Origin of the sequence: Allosphingosinicella sp., from assembly GCF_036387215.1 — a bacterium.
GTDB lineage: Bacteria > Pseudomonadota > Alphaproteobacteria > Sphingomonadales > Sphingomonadaceae > Allosphingosinicella.
On the sequence record NZ_DASVUE010000229.1, the window covers coordinates 1 to 19,465 of the forward strand.

Annotated in this window: 21 protein-coding genes and 1 tRNA gene; 11 read left to right on the plus strand and 11 right to left on the minus strand. The window is 67.2% G+C overall.

Annotated elements, in window-relative coordinates; all coding sequences use genetic code 11:
* Together rpsI and VF662_RS08875 are read left to right on the plus strand one after the other, a co-directional pair.
* Nucleotides 1-411: 30S ribosomal protein S9 (gene rpsI, locus VF662_RS08870; RefSeq protein WP_464140005.1), on the plus strand; the 411-nt coding region annotated here is incomplete at its 5' end.
* A 152-nt stretch (nucleotides 412-563) separates the two neighbouring features.
* Entirely contained in the window at nucleotides 564-962 is a 399-nt protein-coding gene (locus VF662_RS08875; protein WP_464140007.1) for a hypothetical protein, read from the plus strand.
* On the opposite strand, the gene VF662_RS08880 is transcribed toward VF662_RS08875, so the two are convergent.
* From VF662_RS08880 to VF662_RS08905, 6 genes are all read right to left on the minus strand, one after another.
* Entirely contained in the window at nucleotides 944-2,797 is a 1,854-nt protein-coding gene (locus tag VF662_RS08880) for a M20/M25/M40 family metallo-hydrolase (protein ID WP_464140009.1), read from the minus strand. The two genes, VF662_RS08875 and VF662_RS08880, sit on opposite strands and share 19 nt — an antisense overlap.
* A gap of 8 nt (nucleotides 2,798-2,805) precedes the next feature.
* Complete coding sequence (locus VF662_RS08885; protein ID WP_464140011.1) at nucleotides 2,806-3,591, minus strand: DUF1499 domain-containing protein; 786 nt, start codon at nucleotides 3,589-3,591, stop codon at nucleotides 2,806-2,808.
* Nucleotides 3,592-3,651: 60 nt separating this feature from the next.
* Nucleotides 3,652-4,770, minus strand: coding sequence for a copper resistance protein B (locus VF662_RS08890; protein ID WP_464140013.1), 1,119 nt, complete (start codon nucleotides 4,768-4,770; stop codon nucleotides 3,652-3,654).
* Nucleotides 4,767-6,482, minus strand: coding sequence for a copper resistance system multicopper oxidase (locus tag VF662_RS08895; protein WP_464140015.1), 1,716 nt, complete (start codon nucleotides 6,480-6,482; stop codon nucleotides 4,767-4,769). The genes VF662_RS08890 and VF662_RS08895 overlap by 4 nt, the downstream gene beginning before the upstream one ends.
* Nucleotides 6,483-6,569: 87 nt before the next feature.
* Nucleotides 6,570-6,869 carry a hypothetical protein gene (locus tag VF662_RS08900; protein WP_464140017.1) on the minus strand — a complete coding sequence of 100 codons (300 nt, stop codon included), beginning with the start codon at nucleotides 6,867-6,869 and terminating at the stop codon, nucleotides 6,570-6,572.
* Nucleotides 6,870-6,897: 28 nt separating this feature from the next.
* A complete protein-coding gene (locus VF662_RS08905; RefSeq protein WP_464140019.1) occupies nucleotides 6,898-7,233 on the minus strand; it encodes a hypothetical protein in 336 nt (111 codons plus the stop codon).
* Nucleotides 7,234-7,352: 119 nt separating this feature from the next.
* Here VF662_RS08905 and VF662_RS08910 point away from each other — a divergent pair, with 119 nt between their 5' ends.
* From VF662_RS08910 to VF662_RS08920, 3 genes are all read left to right on the plus strand, one after another.
* Entirely contained in the window at nucleotides 7,353-7,976 is a 624-nt protein-coding gene (locus VF662_RS08910) for a response regulator transcription factor (RefSeq protein ID WP_464140021.1), read from the plus strand.
* Nucleotides 7,977-8,045: 69 nt separating this feature from the next.
* A tRNA-Gly gene (locus VF662_RS08915) sits at nucleotides 8,046-8,119 on the plus strand.
* A 101-nt stretch (nucleotides 8,120-8,220) separates the two neighbouring features.
* On the plus strand, nucleotides 8,221-8,793 hold the full coding sequence (locus tag VF662_RS08920; RefSeq protein WP_464140023.1) for a DUF4142 domain-containing protein: 573 nt from the start codon (nucleotides 8,221-8,223) through the stop codon (nucleotides 8,791-8,793).
* A gap of 15 nt (nucleotides 8,794-8,808) precedes the next feature.
* Here the strand turns inward: VF662_RS08920 and VF662_RS08925 are convergent, their stop codons facing one another.
* Nucleotides 8,809-9,567: a competence/damage-inducible protein A gene (locus VF662_RS08925; protein WP_464140025.1), complete on the minus strand. Its 759-nt coding sequence runs from the start codon at nucleotides 9,565-9,567 to the stop codon at nucleotides 8,809-8,811.
* A 64-nt stretch (nucleotides 9,568-9,631) separates the two neighbouring features.
* On the opposite strand from VF662_RS08925, the gene map reads away from it, so the two are divergent.
* The 5 genes from map (at nucleotide 9,632) to glnA (ending at nucleotide 12,922) form a co-directional block, all read left to right on the plus strand.
* Complete coding sequence (map, locus tag VF662_RS08930) at nucleotides 9,632-10,465, plus strand: type I methionyl aminopeptidase (protein WP_464140027.1); 834 nt, start codon at nucleotides 9,632-9,634, stop codon at nucleotides 10,463-10,465.
* The gene (locus tag VF662_RS08935; protein WP_464140029.1) at nucleotides 10,465-10,806 is read left to right on the plus strand and encodes a hypothetical protein; all 342 of its coding nucleotides are present in this window, start codon (nucleotides 10,465-10,467) and stop codon (nucleotides 10,804-10,806) included. The genes map and VF662_RS08935 overlap by 1 nt, the downstream gene beginning before the upstream one ends.
* A gap of 26 nt (nucleotides 10,807-10,832) precedes the next feature.
* Entirely contained in the window at nucleotides 10,833-11,171 is a 339-nt protein-coding gene (locus VF662_RS08940; RefSeq protein ID WP_464140032.1) for a P-II family nitrogen regulator, read from the plus strand.
* 2 nt (nucleotides 11,172-11,173) lie between these two features.
* Nucleotides 11,174-11,383, plus strand: a complete 210-nt coding sequence (locus VF662_RS08945; RefSeq protein WP_464140035.1) for a transcriptional regulator — start codon at nucleotides 11,174-11,176, stop codon at nucleotides 11,381-11,383.
* 126 nt (nucleotides 11,384-11,509) lie between these two features.
* Nucleotides 11,510-12,922, plus strand: a complete 1,413-nt coding sequence (glnA, locus tag VF662_RS08950; protein WP_464140039.1) for a type I glutamate--ammonia ligase — start codon at nucleotides 11,510-11,512, stop codon at nucleotides 12,920-12,922.
* Here the strand turns inward: glnA and VF662_RS08955 are convergent.
* The 3 genes from VF662_RS08955 to VF662_RS08965 all read right to left on the minus strand — a co-directional run bounded on the left by VF662_RS08955 (nucleotide 12,919) and on the right by VF662_RS08965 (nucleotide 16,202).
* Nucleotides 12,919-14,211: an MFS transporter gene (locus VF662_RS08955; RefSeq protein ID WP_464140041.1), complete on the minus strand. Its 1,293-nt coding sequence runs from the start codon at nucleotides 14,209-14,211 to the stop codon at nucleotides 12,919-12,921. The genes glnA and VF662_RS08955 overlap by 4 nt on opposite strands.
* 1 nt (nucleotide 14,212) lies before the next feature.
* Nucleotides 14,213-15,634 carry an amino acid permease gene (locus VF662_RS08960; RefSeq protein ID WP_464140043.1) on the minus strand — a complete coding sequence of 474 codons (1,422 nt, stop codon included), beginning with the start codon at nucleotides 15,632-15,634 and terminating at the stop codon, nucleotides 14,213-14,215.
* A gap of 148 nt (nucleotides 15,635-15,782) precedes the next feature.
* Nucleotides 15,783-16,202, minus strand: coding sequence for a VOC family protein (locus VF662_RS08965; RefSeq protein ID WP_464140045.1), 420 nt, complete (start codon nucleotides 16,200-16,202; stop codon nucleotides 15,783-15,785).
* Between the two features lie 96 nt (nucleotides 16,203-16,298).
* Here VF662_RS08965 and soxR point away from each other — a divergent pair, with 96 nt between their 5' ends.
* Complete coding sequence (gene soxR / locus VF662_RS08970; RefSeq protein WP_464140047.1) at nucleotides 16,299-16,760, plus strand: redox-sensitive transcriptional activator SoxR; 462 nt, start codon at nucleotides 16,299-16,301, stop codon at nucleotides 16,758-16,760.
* A gap of 7 nt (nucleotides 16,761-16,767) precedes the next feature.
* On the opposite strand, the gene VF662_RS08975 is transcribed toward soxR, so the two are convergent.
* A complete protein-coding gene (locus VF662_RS08975) occupies nucleotides 16,768-19,431 on the minus strand; it encodes a translocation/assembly module TamB domain-containing protein (RefSeq protein WP_464140049.1) in 2,664 nt (887 codons plus the stop codon).
* Between the last annotated feature and the right edge of the window lie 34 nt (nucleotides 19,432-19,465).

Here is a 19,465-nt window from a genome sequence, read left to right on the forward strand (position 1 = left end):
CTCCGCGAGCAGCAGCTCGACAAGCAGGGCCGCGCTTATGCCACCGGCCGCCGCAAGGATGCGGTCGCGCGCGTCTGGCTGAAGCCCGGCAGCGGCAAGATCACGGTCAACGGCCGCGATCAGGAAGTCTATTTCGCCCGCCCTACGCTTCGCCTCGTCATCAACCAGGTGTTCGACATCACCGATCGCCGCGATCAGTATGACGTCGTCGCCACCGTCACCGGCGGGGGCCTTTCCGGCCAGGCCGGCGCGGTCCGCCACGGCATCAGCCAGGCGCTGACGCGCTACGAGCCGACGCTCCGGACCACGGTGAAGCGCGAAGGCTTCCTCACCCGCGATCCGCGCGTCGTCGAGCGCAAGAAGTACGGCAAGGCCAAGGCCCGCCGCAGCTTCCAGTTCTCGAAGCGCTAAGGAGATCCCCACAAAGTGGTCCTTTGTGGGGGCCCCGAGAAAAGAAAGAGGCGGCCTGGAGCGATCCGGGCCGCCTTTTTCTTTGGGTCGGGGCGATGAGCGGCGGCGAGAAGCTCGCGCGGACGCTTGACGCGGTCGCCGCGGCGGCGGCCGTGCTTCAGGAGCGCTGGTGGATCATCGGCAGCACGGCGGCTTTCCTGGTGGGGCTGGACGAACAGCCGAAGGACGTGGACCTGCTCACGAGCGAGGCCGATGCCCATCGGCTGATGAAGCACTGGCGGCTGAAACCGACGCTGCCCAGCGCCTCCGAACTCTTCCGTTCGAGCATCTTCGCCACGGCCACATTCGCGCCGCTGCCGATCGAGGTGATGGCCGGCCTGAATGTGCGGGGAGAGCCACTCGTCCCAACCACTCGGCCGGCGCTACCCTGGAGCAAGGGCTTGCTTCATGTGCCCAAGCCCCATGAGCAGATCTCGATCCTCGAACGCTTCGGCCGGGAAAAGGATCTTCGCCGCGCCGAGCGGCTAAAGGCTCATCTAGGCTCGCTATAGGGCGGTATGGTCGGGGCCATCGGATCGAGCCTGACGCTGAGCGCCACCGCCGTCCCGGCGATCAGCAGAATCCCCGCGCCGATCAGGAACGGACGCGGGCGCGCTGCCGACCGGAACAACGGCCAGACCAGCAGCGCAGCGAGCAATGCATAGATCGCCATCACCTCCGCCATCGGAGCGCCGACGCCGAGGAAGGTGAAATGCGCGAGATAGAGCAGGTGCCCTCCCGCGACCGCCCCGGGGACCGCCGCCGCTGCAAGCGCGCCGCCGCGGCGGAATTCCGGATCGATCAACGCCGCGGCCGCCGCTGCCATGCTGGCCGCAAGCAACGTCCAGACGATCAGCGGCGCCGCAGTCGGCGCGGCGCCTTGAGCTGCGAGGCCGAGCAGAAACGCAAGGATCGCAAAGCCGAACCAGCCGCTCCAGACTGAGCTTCCCGCCCGCGGCACGAGCAGCGCCGTCACTGCGGCGGCAAGGCCCAGCCCCGCGAGAATGAAGGACCACCCGCCGGCGAGCAGCCCGATCGTAATGAGCAGGAGTGCCGGAACGGGGGCGAGCCGGCGCCTTCCGGGAATGCGCGCGACGCAGGCAAGCAGCAATGCGGCGAGGCACAGCAGGAGAGCCTGCACCTCGAGACGCGGCAGCGCTGCCAATCGGTCATAATAATTCGGGTCGCCTCCGCTCCCCGAGATGAGGTTGACGACCCGCAGGACGAGCGCCGTGTGCAGCAGGAACGCGACGGCAATCGACACCCCGCGCAGCAACTCCCTTGGCCCGACCCGAGCCCGCGTCCAGGCAAAGCCGAACAGCCCCGCCGACAGCGCCAGAAGTACCCATCCCAGTCCCGGCGGGTAGGCGATTACGAACAGCCCCAGCACGTCCCCGAACACGGCGTCGGGCGCCTCCGCCGGCAGCGAAGGTGCGAAGGCCAGCGCGCCCGCCACGCCGAGTGCCTGCGCACCCAGATCCTGGAGCGTGCGCTGATCGAGCGCATCCGCAGTCGCCATCGGCGAATGGTAGAGCCGGCCGTCGCCGATGAAGGCGAAGTTGAAGCCGGCGATTCCCTTTTCCTTCGAGACCGTAAAATCGGTCCGGTTCGGCATCAGCTCATAGATCAGCACCGCCAGGGAATTGGAGGTGGGGCGGTCGACGGAGCGGCGATAGAGCGCCATCATCTCACCGTTCCGGCGCCCCGTTTCGAACATCGCGGCGCGCCCGCCGCCGCCGCGCGATTCCATGTTGAGCACCGCTCCGGTCCGACGCGCCAGCGGATGATCGGCGAAGAACAGCTCCGCGCCGACCAGCCCGACCTCCTCCGCATCGGTAAGCAGCACGGCAACGTCCCGCTCCGGGAGCCCGCGCGCCTTCACCGCACGAACGATCTCGAGCGCCGCCGCGACCCCAGCCGCGTCGTCCGGAGCGCCGGGAGAGGCCGGCACGCTGTCGTAATGCGCCATCAGCAGGATCGCCGGCTGCGCCCGATCGCGCCCCGGCAAAAGGCCGATGAGGTTCACCGCCGTCGTCGGTGCAACCGCCAGATTGCCCCGCTCGCGCAGCTTCTCAGCGCTCTTCTCGGTGAGCGGCCCCGGCTGCTCCGCCACCGCCATCCCAAGGTGCCGCATCCGCGAGGCAAGATAGGTGCGCACCCGCTCGTTCTCAGCCGATCCGGTCGGCCGGGGAGCACGAGAGATCGCCCGCACGTCCGCCATCGCCCTCTCCGCCGAAAACACCTTCGGAGGCGCAGAAGCGCTCAGCACGGCCGGCGGCTGCGACGCCAGGAATGCGATCAGCAGCGCCGCAGCGAGCGTGCCGAGCGCAGCGATAAGGCTCCTCAAAGGGCCCCTCAGCTCTTCTGGAGATCGCTGAGGAAGCTTCGGATCCGCTTCGCGTTCACGCCGACGTCGCTTCCGCCGACGCGGCTGATCGAACGCATATCGACCTGGGTGCCGCCCTTTGCCTCCGCAAAAGGCCGCGCCCGGAGCACCACGTCGTCCTTGAAGCGGAAGAAGAAGGTGGTGTCGGTGGCTTCAAGGATGCCCGCCTCGGGATCCACCTTCGCGATCTCCCAGCCGCGCTTCCGGGCGACAGCTTCGGCGCGGCGGATCGTCTCTTCAACGGTCCATGACACGCGGATCGGCCACAGGTCCGGATAGCCCGCGCGGTGAAGCGCCTTCCAGCGGCTCTCCGGATCCATCGCCTTCAGCCGCGGATCGTCATTGTCCGGTATCTTCTCGAGATTGTCCTCGCGCACCTTCAGCAGGGTGAACTGGGGAATGTCCTGAAGGTTGGTGGTGACGTCATGGATTGCCGGCACGCTGCGCGCGGTGGCGATGTGGCTTCCAAGGTAGCCGACAAAGGCGAGCGCGATCAAAAAGGCGAGCAGATTGTAGCGCCCGAGGCCGGCTCCCCTCCTCCGCCCCCCTAACCAGGCGATGATCGCGAGCAGCCCGCCCGCAATGGCGGCGTAGAAGGCGTAGCGGAGGATGGTGAAACCGACGCGGAAATGCCAGGCGCCCTGACCGCTCCCGATCGCCGCGACGAGAGCCGCCGCGAGGCCGCCGACGCTCAGCGTCAGTGCCAGCCAGGTCAGCGTCCGCGGCCAGCCGACCGTCCGCTTCGTCTCCGCCATCGCCGCTCTCCCCCGGTTGCGCCGCACATCTGGCCGGAAAGGGGCGGCCGGCGCAAGCCGCTAGAACCAGGCCCTGACGCCGACCAGCAGGTTTAAATGGCCGTGACGCCGCGCCGCCGCCCGCTCGTAATCCGCTGTCTTGCCGAAGCTCCGTTCATATTCGACGCCGACAAAGGGCGCGAATTCCGGCCGGATCTCGTAGCGGAGGCGAGCGCCGAACTCGCCCGAAGAGATGCCCGAGCCGATACCGATCTCCGGAATATCCTGCATTGCGAGATTCAACTCCGCGCGCGGCTGGAGGATCAGCTTCTGCGTGAGCCGCAGATCATATTCCGCCTCGATCCGCGCCGTGACGTCGCCCTTGCTGGACAGGAAGGCGGCTGCATCGACCTCGAACCAATAAGGGGCGAGACCCTGGATCCCGAGCACGAGATGGGTGCGCTCCGGATCCGGCCGGAAATCGTGCCGCACCCCGAGCTGGAGGTCGAACCATGGATCGATGGCGCGGCTCCACAGCGCCTGCACTTCGGCCTGCTGCGGCGAACGGCCGAAATCGCCCTCCCCCTCCGTCTTCAGCCAAAGCTTGTGGATGTCGCCGCCATACCAGCCCTGCGCATCCCACAGGTAGCCGTCGCGGCCACGGCGGGAGCGGGCTTCGACGCGGTCGATGAGGATCTTGGAGTGGCGCATACTGCCATGCTCCCCGTTCATAGCGGCGCGGGCCGCCGCCATTGCCTCGCTGCCGAACACCGCGTCGGCGGCATGTTCGGGGCCGCTCATCGCAGCTGCGGGCGGCGGCACGACAGGGGGCGCCGGAAGGCCCGCTGCCGGCATCTGGTGGCCGGCATGCGGATCCTGCGGCTCCGCCGGCATCTGGTGGCCGGCATGCGGATCCCGCGGCTCCGCCGGCATCTGGTGACCGGCATGCGGATCCGCGGGCTCAGGCGCAGCAGGCATAGTGTGCCCCGCGTGGGGATCGGCGGCGGGCCTGCCTACCGGCTTCACCGCGGCCGGACCGCGCCGCGCCGGCTTCGCCTTGGCCGCGGGCTTTCGCGGTGCCGCCTTAGGCTTGGCTTTCGGCTTGGCCTTAGGCGCAGGTGCCGGATGATGCCCGTGATGCTGCGCAAGCGCAGGGGTGGAGAACGCGGTGGCGGCAAGGAGGATCAGGAGCCGCTTCATGCCGCCTCTCCCTTCAGCGGCCGAACCTTCACGATCCGCATCATGCCGGCATGCATGTGATAGAGCATGTGGCAGTGGAACGCCCAATCCCCCGGCGCGTCCGCAGTCATGTCGAAGCTGACCTTCCCGCCCGGCATCACCATCACCGTGTGCTTCAGTGGGTGATTGCCGGAATGGCCGTTCACCACCTCGAAGAAGTGCCCGTGAATGTGCATCGGGTGGGTCATCATCGTGTCGTTGACCATCGTCACGCGCACCCGCTCATTGAGCTCGAACCGGATCGGCTCCGGATTCTCGCTGAGCTTCTGCCCGTCGATCGACCACATGAAGCGCTCCATGTTGCCGGTAAGGTGCACCTCGATCGCCCGCGTCGGCGGGCGCTGGTCGGGGTTCGGATGCAGCGACACCAGGTCGCGGTAGGTCAGCACCTTGTGCCCCACGTCCTCGAGCCCCACGCCGGGGTCGCCGGTGCGGTCCACCGGGTTCGGTGCGATCATGTCGACGCCGACGCCCACGGGGAACGACACCTTCGACTTGTCCCGCATGTCCATTTTCGAATGATCCATGCCAGGTGCGGCGCCGTGCGCGCCGTGATCCATTGCGCCCATGCCCATGTCCTTCATCGTCAGCGCCGGGCGCTCCCGGAGCGGCGGAACGGGCGCGCTCATTCCGTGGCGCGGCGCAAGCGTCGCGCGCGCCATGCCGGAGCGGTCGATCGTCTCGGCGACGAAAGTGAAGGCGCGATCGTCCGCCGGCTGCACGACCACGTCGTAGGTCTCGGCATTGCCGATCTGGAATTCCTCGACCGCTACCGGCCGGACCGGGTTCCCGTCCGACGCGACGACGAGCATCTGAAGCCCCGGTATTCGGATGTTGAAGATCGTCTGCGCGGCGGCGTTGATGATCCTGAGGCGCACGCGCTCGCCGGGCCGGAAAAGCCCGGTCCAGTTTGCGGCCGGGCCATGGCCGTTGACGAGGAAAGTATAGGCCGCCTCGGTCACGTCGGCGACGTCGGTCGGGTCCATCCGCATCCTGGCGAACATCCGCCGGTCCTCGCCGCCGAGCCTTTCCGTCCGGCGGCCCAGCAAGGTCTCCTTCTGCCGGTTGAAGAAGCCGCCCTCCTGCTTCAGCTTCGAGATGATCCGGTGCGGGTGGAGGAAGCTCCAATCGCTGAGCACGATCACATGCTCGCGGTCGTAGCCGATCGGGTCCGCGCCTTTGGGATCGATGATGATCGGCCCGTAAAGGCCCATCTGCTCCTGCAGGCCGGAGTGGCTGTGATACCAATAAGTGCCCGACTGCACGATCGGGAATTCATAGGTGAAGCTGCCCCGCGCCGGGATGCCGGGGAAGCTCACGCCAGGCACCCCGTCCATCTCAAACGGCAGGAGCAGCCCGTGCCAGTGGATCGAGGTATCCTCGTCCAGCTCGTTGGTGACCGTCAGGCGGAAATTCTGCCCCTCCCGCAGCCGCAGGAGCGGGCCCGGCAGAGTGCCGTTGAGGGTGATTGCGTGCCCCGTCCGCCCGCCGACCGTAAATGGCGTATGGCCGACGCGGAGGGCGATCTCCTCACCTGACAGGGTCGGCAGCTCGGGCAGCAGCCCCGGCGTGCCGGTCTGCGCCCATGCCGGGAACAGCCGCGATGCGCCAAGCCCCGCCGCGCCCAGAGCAGCGGCGCGGAGCAGCGACCGCCGTGCGATCAACTGGTTCATTCCTGAAATCCTCGGATCGGCCACGCGGGCGGGGCCGGAACGTCGAAGGAAGTGGGGAGCCGAAGCGATCCGGCTCCCGCGCGCGTCCTAATGCTTGCCGTGCCCGTCGTGAGCGCCGGCTTCGGACTTGCCCTCGTGATGATCGCAGCAGGACATCTTTTTGCCCTCCTTCTTCATCTTCTCGCAGCAGTCCATCGTCTTGCCGCCGGACATTTCCTCGCAGCACTTGCCGTCCATCTTGTGGCCGGAATGCTTATCGGCCTGGTGTTCGGCGTGGCCCGCCTGATGCTGGGCGGCATGGTCGCCATGGCCGGCGGCCGGAGCGGCGGTCTGCGCCGCGGCGGGGGAAGCGATCGCAAGAACGAGCGCCGTCAGAAGCATTTTCATCCTGTGTCTCCAGTGTTTCGAGTTGGGTTCAAATCGCTGGAGAGGGTCGTGGAGGGGGCGTCTCGCGCTCCGGCGCGATGCCTGTCAGGAGGAGCGGCTCGGCTGCGGCAGCAAGCGGCTTCGGCTGCACGCTGCGCTCCGCCATTGCGGGCGTTGCGGCAGGGAAGGCCGCACAGGCGCTCGCGCAGCTCATCTTCATGTCGGGCTTCTGCTTGCCCTCAGGAGCCGTCTCGCCCCGGCAATGGCCGTCTCCCTTCGCCTGAGCGGCGGGCGCGGCATGCGCGATGCCGCCGCCGCCCGCCATCATGACGGGCGAGAGGAACATCGCCAAAGCGACGAACAAGGCCGAGACGATCCGGAACATGCGAGGCTGGAAATAGGCCCTTCGGCATGAGCTTGCAATGAACGTGGGGAAGCTTGGACCGAGGCGGGGAACCGGTGCGGATCAGCACAAGCTTGATCTTCGGCCGATCTTTGGCTCTGATGCTGGCGATTATGCAGAACGCCGACAGCGACGAGAAGCTATTCGCATCGATCGAGCAGACGCCGATCGCCACGATCATCACCGATCCGCGCCTGCCCGACAACCCGATCGTTGCCGTCAACGAGCCCTTCCTCGCCCTCAGCGGCTATACGCGAGAGGAAGTGATGGGCCGCAACTGCCGCTTCCTTGCCGGGCCGGACACCGATCAGCGCGGATCCGCCCTCCTCGCCAAAGCCACGTCGGACGCCCGCCCGGCGCTCACGGAGCTCGTCAATTACCGGCGCGACGGGAGCAGCTTCAGGAACGCGGTGATGATCGCGCCGCTCTTCGGCGCCGACGGCAAGGTTCGATATTTCATCGGCTCGCAGATGGACGTGACCGCCGACGGAGAGACCCCCGCGGTCGACCGCCGCCGCCGCGCCGGCGAACAGGTGAACGGCCTCACCGGCCGCCAGCGCCAGGTGCTTCGCGAGATGACGCTCGGCTACCGCAACAAGCAGATCGCGATCCGCCTCGGCATCAGCGAAAAGACCGTGAAGATGCACCGCGCCGCTCTCCTCACGAAGCTCGGCGCCGCGACTTCCGCGGATGCGGTGAGGATCGCCGTCGAAGCCGGTCTCTAGCCGCCCCCACGCGGCGCAGCGTGTTGACCGGCACGCTCCACTCGTGGCAATCGGGTGCCGGAGCCCTTCGCGGGTGTAGCTCAATGGTAGAGCAGAAGCTTCCCAAGCTTACGACGAGGGTTCGATTCCCTTCACCCGCTCCACTCGCCTGATATCCCGCCGCTACGGCACTTCGGCCAGGCGCGGAACCTTATCTCTCAGATCGCCCTTATCGTCCCGGGGACAGGACCTAAGGGAGAGATGCATGAAACGCCTGATCTTGATCACCGGAGCCTTGATGGCCGGCTGCACCACCCCGATGGAAGAGCCGCTCGGGCCCGAACAGGTGGATGCCGGCATCCCCAGCATGCCGGCTCCCGTCTACATGGAAAGCGCGGCGAGCGGGGACCTGTTCGAGATCGAATCGAGCCGGCTTGCCCTGGCGCGGTCGCGGAACCCGGAAGTGCGCTCGTTCGCGCAGATGCTGATCGGCGATCATAACCGCATGTCCAACGAGATGATGATGGCGGCCGAGCGCGCAGGCCTGAGGCCTCCGCCGCCCCGCATGCTGCCCCGCCACGCCGACATGCTTGCCCGCCTCCAGTCGGCCGGACCCGCCGACTTCGATAGGGCGTACAAGGCGGAACAGATCGCAGCGCATGAGGAGGCGCTCAACCTTCACCGCACGTATGCCGAAAATGGCGACCTTCCTCCCCTCAGAGAGGTGGCCGCACGGGCGGTTCCGATCATCGAAGCGCATCTGGCGCACGCGCAGCAGCTGCCGGAGTGGATGCCGCCGCCTCCCGCCGTCAGGAGGTCCGGCGAGCGCGGCAGATAGGGCCGGCCGCCGCCTTCAGATGCCGTCGGGTACCACTTCGCGCCCGGCGGCCTTCAAGCCCTGGATCAGATCGCCGCAGCACGATTCCAGAGCGAGCGGCTCGGTGCTCCGGACGACGAAATTGGCTCCTACTCTTCCCTCACGGAAGAAGGGGTAGCTGCCGACCTGGCAGCCCTCATGCGCCTTTTCCGTTTCGCGCAGGAGATCGGCGACCTCGCTCTCGGCCGTCCAGCAGCCGATCGTCCGGGAGAGTATCGGCTTCCCGCCCTCGATGGTTCCGGACAGCGCCTCCAGCATCAAGGTCGTGATGTGCGGCACACCGGCAAGGATGAAGATGTTTCCGTGGCGGATGCCGGGTGCGCCGGACATGCGGTTCTCGATCAGCTCGGCGCCCTCGGGCACCCGCGCCATCCGAAGCCGCGCCTCGTTCACACCGCCGCGGCTCTCGTAATAAGCTTCGAGCACCGCCCGCGCCTTCGGGTGCACCACGACGGGCACGCCCAGCGCATCGGCGATCGCATCGACCGTGATGTCGTCATGCGTCGGGCCGATGCCGCCGGTGGTGAAGAGATAGTCGTTATCCCCCCGAAGCGCGTTCACCGCCTCGACGATCTTCTCGTGAACGTCGGGGACGATCCGGACTTCCGACAGCCGGATGCCCTGGATGTTGAGCCAGGTCGCGATCTGCGAGACGTTCTTGTCCTGGGTGCGCCCCGACAGGATCTCGTCGCCGATGATCAGAAGCCCCGCCGTCCAGATCCGATCGCCTGCCATGCTCCGCCCTTAGACGTAAGGGCCGGGGCTCGCCAAGGGAGGGGCGAAAGCTTATATTCCGCGCATGACGGAATATCAGACCATCGAGCGCTACGATGCGCCCGCGGCCGAACGAGCCGGGACGATCAAGCTCCACGGACCCGAGGGCTTTGCCGGAATGCGCGCAGCCGGCCGGCTTGCCGCGCGCATCCTCGACGAACTCGTGCCGCACGTGGTGCCGGGCGTCTCGACCCAGGCGCTCGACGATCTGGTCCTGAAGCTGATGGAAGATGCCGGCGCGGTGCCCGCGACGCTCGGCTATCGCGGCTACACGAAGAGCTGCTGCACCTCGATCAACCATGTCGTCTGCCACGGCATCCCCTCGAACGACCGGCTTCTGAAGGACGGCGACATCGTCAACATCGACGTCACCCCGATCCTTGACGGATGGCACGGCGACACGAGCCGCATGTACCTGGTGGGCGACGTTCCGGTGAAGGCGCGGCGCCTCGTCGACGTCACCTACGAATGCCTGATGCTGGGGCTCGAGCAGGCGAAGCCCGGCAACCACCTCGGCGACATCAGCCACGCCATCCAGTCGCACGCGGAGAAGCATCGCTACGGCGTCGTCCGCGATTTCTGCGGCCACGGCCTCGGCCGCGTCTTCCATGACCCGCCCGAAGTGGTCCATGCCGGCCGCCCCGGCACCGGCCCCGAGCTTCGCCCGGGCATGTTCTTCACGGTCGAGCCGATGATCAACATCGGCAAGGCCGCCTGCAAAGTGCTCGAGGACGGCTGGACCGCCGTCACTCGCGACCGTTCGCTCTCCGCCCAGTTCGAGCATTCGATCGGAATCACCGAGGACGGCTGCGAGATCTTCACCAGGAGCCCCCGGGGCTTCGACAAACCGCCTTATTGATGAAGCAGGCCCGCGCCCTCGCCTTCGCTCTCCTCCTGGCTGCCGGCCCCGCGGCGGCGCAGTCGAGCGGCTGCGTGCGCGATGCGACCGGCGCCCTCCAGTGCGGGGTCGGTTCCGCCCCGAGCGGCGTCAATTCCAATATCGCTCGCCGGGCTGCCTCCACCCGCGATCTCTCGGCGGCGGCGCTGGCGCGGTCGCGCGCGCAGGCTCAGGCGATGCGCGAGGCGGCGGACCAGCAGCGGCAGGACAGCGACACGCGCGAAGCGCAGCGGCGCGACTTCACCTGCCCCGCTTCGCCCCCGTCGGCGTCGCAGGCAAATCCCCGCCCCTGCGGCTACTGAAGCGTCCGAGCAGCGGAGGACCTCGAGTGAAGAAGATCGAAGCCGTCATCAAGCCGTTCAAGCTGGACGAGGTGAAGGAGGCGCTGCACGATGTCGGCGTGTCCGGGATCACGGTCACCGAAGCCAAGGGTTTCGGCCGCCAGAAGGGCCATACCGAGCTCTATCGAGGCGCCGAATATGTGGTCGATTTCCTCCCCAAGGTGAAGCTCGAAGTGGTGGTGGACGACGGCCTAGCCGAGCGCGTGGTGGAGGCGATCGCGAACGCTGCCCGCACCGGCCGGATCGGCGACGGCAAGATCTTCGTCAGCAACATCGAGGAAGCACTCCGAATCCGCACCGGCGAACGAGGCTCCGACGCAATCTGACGGTGGATGACCCCCGCCTCGCCTCGATGTCTCCCGACGAGCTTCGCGCGGCGATGCGGACGCTCGGCTACCAGACGCAGAACGACCTCGCAGCCGCGATCGGCGTCAGCCGCTCCGCGGTCAGCCTCTGGCTCGAGGGCAAGGTCGGCGTGCCCCGCCCGGTCGGAATGCTGCTCCGGATGCTGATCGGGGCCCAGCGGCGCCAATACTGACCTCATCCACGTGAAATATTCACCACGCTTCTGACTCGGCTGGAGCTTTCCGGCCGGGCGCGGGATGTAGGGCGGCAGGCGCCGGGGGGATTCGGGCGCGCAACCATTAGACGACGAGGCAGCACAGTGGCGAACGACGCAGGCAGCATCCTGAAGCGCATCAAGGACGAGGAAATCGAGTGGGTCGACCTTCGGTTCACCGACCCCAAGGGCAAGTGGCAGCATCTCTCGATGGTCTCGTCGATCGTAGACGAGGATCAGCTGATCGACGGCTTCATGTTCGACGGCTCGTCGATCGCCGGCTGGAAGGCGATCAACGAAAGCGACATGATCCTGAAGCCGGACCTTGAAGCGGCCTATGTCGATCCGTTCAGCGCCACGAACATGCTGATCCTGTTCTGCGACATCGTCGATCCGGGCACCGGCGAGCTCTACGCCCGCGATCCGCGCTCGACCGCCAAGCGCGCCGAGGCCTATCTCCAGACCACCGGCATCGGCGACACCGTGTTCGTTGGGCCCGAAGCCGAGTTCTTCATGTTCGACGATGTGCGGTTCGAGGACGGCTACAACAGCAGCTACTTCAAGATCGACGACATCGAGCTTCCGACCAATTCCGGCCGTGAATATGATGTCGGAAACCTCGCCCACCGGCCGCGGGCCAAGGGCGGCTACTTCCCGGTCGCGCCGGTCGACAGCGCGATGGACATCCGCGCCGAGATGGTCTCGACGATGCTCGAGATGGGCCTCCCCATGGACAAGCACCATCACGAGGTCGCAGCGGCCCAGCACGAGCTCGGCCTCACCTACGGAAAGCTGGTCGAAACCGCCGACCGCATGCAGATCTACAAATATGTCGTGCACATGGTCGCGCACGCCTACGGCAAGACCGCGACTTTCATGCCGAAGCCGATCGCGAAGGATAACGGCTCGGGCATGCACGTGCACATGTCGATCTGGAACGGCGGCAAGCCGCTCTTCGCCGGCAACGGCTATGCCGGCCTCAGCGAGACCGCGCTCTACTTCATCGGGGGCGTCATCAAGCACGCCAAGGCGCTGAACGCGTTCACGAACCCGACCACCAACAGCTACAAGCGCCTCGTTCCGGGCTTCGAAGCGCCGGTGCTGCTGGCTTATTCGAGCCGCAACCGCTCCGCCTCCTGCCGCATCCCGTACGGCACCGGCGAGAAGGCCAAGCGCGTCGAATTCCGCTTCCCGGATCCGCTCGCCAACCCCTATCTCGCTTATGCCGCGATCATGATGGCTGGCCTCGACGGCATCCAGAACCGTATCCATCCGGGCGACCCGATGGACAAGAACCTCTACGATTTGCCGCCGCAGGAGCTGGTCAACGTTCCGACTGTCTCCGGAAGCCTTCGCGAGGCCCTGATATCCCTCCAGAACGACCGCGCCTTCCTCACCAAGGGCGACGTCTTCTCGGACGACCAGATCGACGCCTACATCGAGCTCAAGTGGGAGGAGCAGATGCGCTGGGAGACGACCCCGAGCCCGGTCGAATACGACATGTATTATTCGAGCTAATCCTCGAGGATCCGGCTGTGCTGGCGGGTGTCGCGCATCCGCCAGTACACGATCAGCGACAGCCCGATCATGCCGGTGACATACCAGTAGAAGGCGCTCTCGATCCCCCGGTCCTTGAACCACAAGGCGACATATTCGGCCGTGCCGCCGAAGATCGTGTTGGCCAGCGCATAGGGGAGAGCAACGCCGAGCGCGCGGATGTGAGCGGGGAATAGCTCCGCCTTCACTACGGCGTTGATGGACGTATAGCCGGTGACGATCAGCAGCGCGCCGAACACCAGGGCGAAGGCGACAAGTGGATTGTCGACGCCCTCGAGCGTTCTGAAGATCGGATAGGTGAGGATGAGGCCGGCGATGCCGAAGCCGATCATCAGCGGCCGCCGACCCACCCGGTCCGAAATCGCGCCCGCCAACGGCTGCAGCAGCATGAAGAGGAACAAGGCGGCGGCGGTCACCTGGGCCGCAGTCTCCCGGCTGAAGCCGGAGGTGTTGACCAGGAATTTCTGCATGTAGGTCGTGTAGGCATAGAAGGCCAAGGTGCCCCCGGCCGTCAGCGCCATCACCAGCAGGGCCTCACGCGGATGCTCGCGAAACAGCGAGAAGCCGCTCGACTTGGGCGCGTCCGACGCTTTGGCGTTGTTGAAGCTCTCCGTCTCCTCCAGCCGCCGCCGGATCCAGAAGACCACCACCGCAAGCGCGCCTCCGATGGCGAACGGGATGCGCCAGCCCCACGCCTCCAGCGCCGCTTCAGACATCCTCGCCTGCAGGACGATGAGCACGCCGAGCGCGGTGAGCTGGCCGGAAATCAGGGTCACATATTGGAAACTGGAATAGAAGCCGCGGTGCTTGGCGCCCGCCATCTCGCTGAGATAGGTCGCGCTCGCCCCATATTCGCCGCCGACGCTCAGCCCCTGCATCAGCCGCCCAAGGACGAGGATCGCGGGCGCCCACTGCCCGATGCTCGCATAGCCGGGCGTGACGGCGATCAGCAGCGATCCGCCGCACATCAGCGCGACCGAAAGCGTCAGACCCGCCTTCCGCCCTTTTCGGTCCGCATAGATGCCCATCAGCCAGGCGCCGATCGGCCGCATCACGAAGCCGACCGCGAACACGGCTGCCGCGCTCAGCAGCTGCGCGGTCGCATCCCCCTTCGGAAAAAAGACCGGCGCGAAGTAGAGCGTGAACGCCGAATAGACATACCAATCGTACCATTCGACCATGTTGCCGGCCGAGCCGCCGACGATGTTGCCGAGGCGGCGTCCGCGGCCTTCGGCGGGCGGTGCGCGCACTTCAGCTCCTCCCCGCGGCCTCCCGCCCGGCAATGCTGTTCCGGGCGCCGTAGAGCAGATAGATGGCCAGCCCCACCACATGGGCGAGGAAGAAGTATTTCTGGGTCGTCCAGGGAAGGCTGTAGAAGAGGTAGGCACAGCCGAGGATGCCGAAGATGCCGACGGGCCAGGCGAGCGGGGTCCGGAACCGCCGCGGCGCCTCCGGGGCGCGGCTCCGCATCACCAGCATGCACACGCAGACGGCGATGAAGGCGGTCAGGGTGCCCGCGTTGGCGAGCGCGGCGAGTTCGTCGAGCGGTATGAGGCCCGCAAGGATCGCCACGAGCACCGCCGTGAAGAGCGTGATCCTCACCGGCGATCCGCGCCCGGAGACCCGCGCCAGCCCGCGCGGCAGGAGGCCATCGCGCGCCATGACGAAGAAGATCCGGCTCTGGCCGTAGAAGAAGGCGAGGATAACGGTGGGCAAAGCGATCACCGCCGAGCCGGCCAGATACGCCGCTGCGCCCGGCTGCCCCAGCTGCCGGAGGATCAGCGCCAGCGGCTCCGGGCTGTTGGCGAAGCGGGTGTAGGTCACCGCGCCGATCGCCGCGGCCGCCACCGCCATGTAGATGATCACGCAGAGCAGCATCGATCCGACGATCCCGATCGAAAGGTCGCGCCCCGGGTTCCTGGTCTCTTCCGCCGCGGTCGCGATGGCGTCGAAGCCGTAAAAGGCGAAGAAGATGATCGCCGCGGCCGCCATGACCCCTACTTCGGCGCCGGGAGCGCCCGTCTTGGGAAAGCCATAGGGCATGAAGGGCTCGAACTTCGCCGCATCGAAATAGGGCAGCGCAACCGCCACGAACACGATCAAGGCGGCGATCTTCACGAGCACCAGCAGCGCGTTGATCGTCGCGCTTTCCTTGGTGCCGAGGATCAGCAGCCCCGCCACCACGCCGATGATGAAGATCGCGGGCAGGTTGACGATGCCGCCGAGCTCCGGTCCCTGCACCAAAGCGGACGGCAGGGCCGCGCCCATGCTTTCCATGAAGCCGGCCGCATAGCCGGACCAGCCGACCGCGACCGCGCTCACAACCAGCGAATATTCGAGGATCAGGCTGAAGCCGACGATCCAGGCGAGAAGCTCGCCGATCACGACATAGGTGTAGGTATAGGCGCTTCCCGAGGCGGGGATCATCGTCGCCATCTCGGCATAAGCGAGCGCCGCCGCCGCGCAGATCACACCGGCGATCGCGAAGGAGAGGATCACCGAAGGACCCGCCTTGGCAGCGCCAACGCCGATCAGGGTCAGGATGCCCGTGCCGACGATCGCTCCGACGCCGAGGGCGATGAGGTGCGGCCAGGAGAGCGTCTGCTTCAGCCGATGCTCGGGCGCCAGATCCTCATGCGCGGTAACCCGCTTCCTCGCATTCCAGCTCGCCACCCGCGCCCCCTTTTTTCCTTTGGGAGAGCATCATGGCGTCATCTTCGGCGCGCGTCGAGCCTCGCGCATGTCTCATCCCGCAGCACCGGGCAGAGCTGACGCTGCACGAACTCGGGCGTGCTCAGAACCAGGATGTGGCTCAGCTGGATCATACCGCCTCCAGCTCTGCCGCCCGGACCGGCTGCACGGGCTGGTAGCTCAGCACCTCATATTCGATGCCGTCCGGATCCAGGAAGTAGAAGCGGCGGCCGGGCTCGTAGTCGCCATGGTTGAACGGGGCAAGGCCGGCTTCGACGACGCGCTGCTCGGCATCGTCGAGATCGTCCACCTCTATGCCGATATGATTGAGCGGCCGCCCCTTCGCGAAATCTTCCGCGGTGTAGGTGACGTCGCGGCCCGTGGAGAGCGCAACATAATGATCTTCGGAGCCGACGTGGATCGTTCGGCCGCCGCCGCGGCCCAGTCCCTGCCAGCGGACCTTCCAGCCAAACACCCGCTCCATCAGCCGCGCGGCGCGATCGGGATCGCTGACGGTGATGTTCACATGTTCGATACGTGCCCGAGCCATATCCTTCTCCTTTCCAAAAGCAGCGATTCCGCAGCTCTTGCCGAGTCGTACAACCTCAAGCTAAGTTGAGGTCAAGGATTAAGATTGGGCTCGGTCATGGCACCTTCACCTCTGCTGACGATCGGGGATCTGGCGCGACGGACCGGGCTCTCCGTCTCCGCCATCCGCTTCTATGAGGCGCGGGGGCTGGTGAGCGCCATCCGCACCTCCGGCAACCAGCGACGCTTCCTCCGCTCGGACATCCGCCGCCTGTCGTTCGCGCTCATCGCGCAGCGGCTGGGCCTTACCTTGGCGGAGGTGGAGGCGGAGCTTTCGACGCTGCCGCAGGGACGTGCACCAACTCAGGCCGACTGGGCGGCGATCAGCACGCGCCTTCGCTCGCGGCTGGACGAGCGGATCAGGATGCTGGAGCGCACCCGCGATCTGCTCGACGGCTGCATCGGCTGCGGCTGCCTGTCGCTCGAGCGCTGCGCGCTCTACAATCCCGGCGACCGCGCCGCCCGGGCCGGGGCGGGCCCTCGCTACCTGCTTGGAAACTCGGCCTCCGAGTTCGAGTAGAGGCGGCTCAATAGTCTTTCGATACCCGCACGTTCACGCTCTGGCGGCCGATCGTCGAAATGCTCGACAGCAATGAGAGCCAGCGCGTGATCTGATATTCGAGCCGCGTCGCCGAATAGCCGCGGGCATCGGTGATCACCTCCACATAGACGCGGCGGCCGATATATTTGCCGGCGGCGATCGCGGTCCCCTGCCCAGTGCTGATGTCGGCAGGGAGGATACGAAGGCGGTCGAGCCCGGTCGCCGCCCTTACCGCATTGATCGGATCGAGCCCGCCGCCGGTGTCGTTGAGCGAGGCGACTGCGGCCGCAAGCTGCAGCGCCTCGGGCGCCGACAGATTCGTGATCGAAGTCCCGAACAGCAGCCGGCTCAGGAGCTCGTCCTGAGGCAGCTGCGGCGTGCTGGTGAAGGCGATCTCCGGGCGGAGCCCTCGCCCCGTGACCCGGATTTCGGCGCTGAGCCCCTGCACCCGCCCTTCGGCGACGATGTCCAGCACCGGGTTGACCGGGCTTTCGCCGAGAAACCGGATCGTGCCGCGTTCGAGGTCGAAGCGCCGGCCGGCGAAATCGTAGCTTCCGCGGACCAGGTCGGTGCGGCCGTTGATCCGCGGCTCCGTGACCGTGCCGCCGATCCGAAGGTCCGCAGCCCACTCGCTGGTGAGGCCGAGGCCGGTGACTGCGAGCCGGTCGTCGCCCTTGACGCTGAGGTCGAGCTTCCAGGGCGAGCGCGGCCGCGGCGGTGGGAGGTCGTCCTCCGGCCGGTTGAGCTCCCGCACCGCAAGCCGCGGCAGCTGCGCCGCGGCGGTGGCGCTTCCGAGCCTGAAGCTGCCGGTGACGAGCTGCACGTCGCCGGCGATCGTCCCTCCCGAACCTGATGAGCGGATCGTGATCGGACCCGTCACCTGCGCCTTCAGGTCGTCACGATCGATGAGCTGCGCCGCCTGCGCCTGGAGCGCGAGATCGATCGCGATCCCTTCCGTAGCTGAAAGATCGAAGGCGCCGCGCCCAGTGACACGGCCCGAGCGCTTGGTCGTGCCGGTGAAATTGTCGAGGACCAGCCTCGAGCCGCCGAAGCGCCCGCTCGCCTGGATGTTCTCGATGACGGTTCCTGTCACCGGGCTTTCGAGCCGCGCCCGCTCGGTCCTCAGCGAGCCCCTGATCTGCGGATTGGCGAGGCTGCCGGTGGCGTCCGCGCCGATCGCGACGGGGCCGCTGAGATCAAGCAGTTCAATCCCGAGCAGGCGCCAGAGCGTATCGGCCTGGCCGTTATATCGGAGCTGCGCGAACAGCGGCGCCCGCGCCAGCCGATCGGCAAGGCTACCGGCTCCGCCCATGGAAGAGATTCGCGCCTGCGCCCGCCCGATCGTCCGCCCTTCGCTGACCGCCACCGCCCGCATCGCGGCGTTCGGCCCGACCAGCCGCGCCGCGATCCCGACATCCACCGGGCGCGAGGAGAGCACCAGACCGGAGCGGGTGAGCCCCCGCACCCGAAGGTTCAGCGCCCCGTTCGGCACCGCTCCGCCCTCGGGCGACCGGTAGCTGAGCGTGCCCGATGCGATACCGACCAGCCCCAGCCTCGGGTAGAAAATATCAAGCACGGTCAGCGGCATCGACTGCATGCGCGCTTCGAACGCAGTATCGCGGGGGCCGAACAGGCCGGACACCGTGGCGCTGCCGCCGGCGAAGGTAAGATCGGTCGGCGCAAGCCGCCACGCGTCCCGCTCCTTCGTCAGCAGCGCCGGCTCGCGCAGCTGGATCGGCCGGCGGTCGACGGAGCCGCTTCCGGTAAGCCTGATCCGGCCCGGCGCGACTTCGGCAACGGTCCGGAACACGAAGTCACGCCCGCGGCTGCCGGCGACGTTCGCTCGAACCTGGCCGGTGCCGCCGCGCATGCTCGCCTGCGCCTCGATGCTCGCAATGGAAAGCCCGCCGCGGGTGAGGCCCCGCGCACTGAGCGTCGCTTCGGCCGACGTCGCGCCGGGATTGAGCAGGATCACGCCGTCAAGCTTGCCGCGCCTGATCATGATCGGCGGCGGACCTGCGAAGCGTGCTTCGTTCGCCGCCAGATGCGCCTCGATCCTTTGCACCTGTCCGACCGGGCTGAACAGCAATTGCCCGTCGAGCCCGCCGCCGGCGACATTCAGCCTTCCTGTGAAGCCCCCTGGATCGCTGCGCAGCATCCCGCTGGCGCTCGTGCCCGAGACGTTGAGTCCGGCCACCTGGATCAGCGCCGGCTGACCGGCCGGCAGCAGGATTGCGCCGTTCGAGCGGAACGGCCCGAGCGTGGTCCGCTCGAGCTGCAGCAGCACGGCAAGGCCGATCAGGCTGAGCCCGACCAGCAGCACCCATGCGGCCTTCAACGACACCCGCTTGCTCGCCAGCGGCCGAAGCCGAGTCCGCTCCACGCGGGCATCGAGATCCTGGTCGACGATGTCGTTGTAGACGCAGCCCGCGCTCCGCATCGCAAAGGCGCCGAGGCCGAGCCAGAGCAGCAGCGCCACGCCCCGCTCCCCGACCCCCGCCAGCGCTATGCTCCACGCGCAGGGCCAGAACAGCAGCCAGACCCCGATCGGCCGGTCGAGCCGCATCAACGACGCGAACGGCCTCGCCGCCGCCGGCAGCGCGCCGATCAGCCCGCGCCGCTCGCTGTCCGGGACGATGTCTTCGATCATCATAAGCCCCTACCCGTTCGGCCTGAGCCTGTCG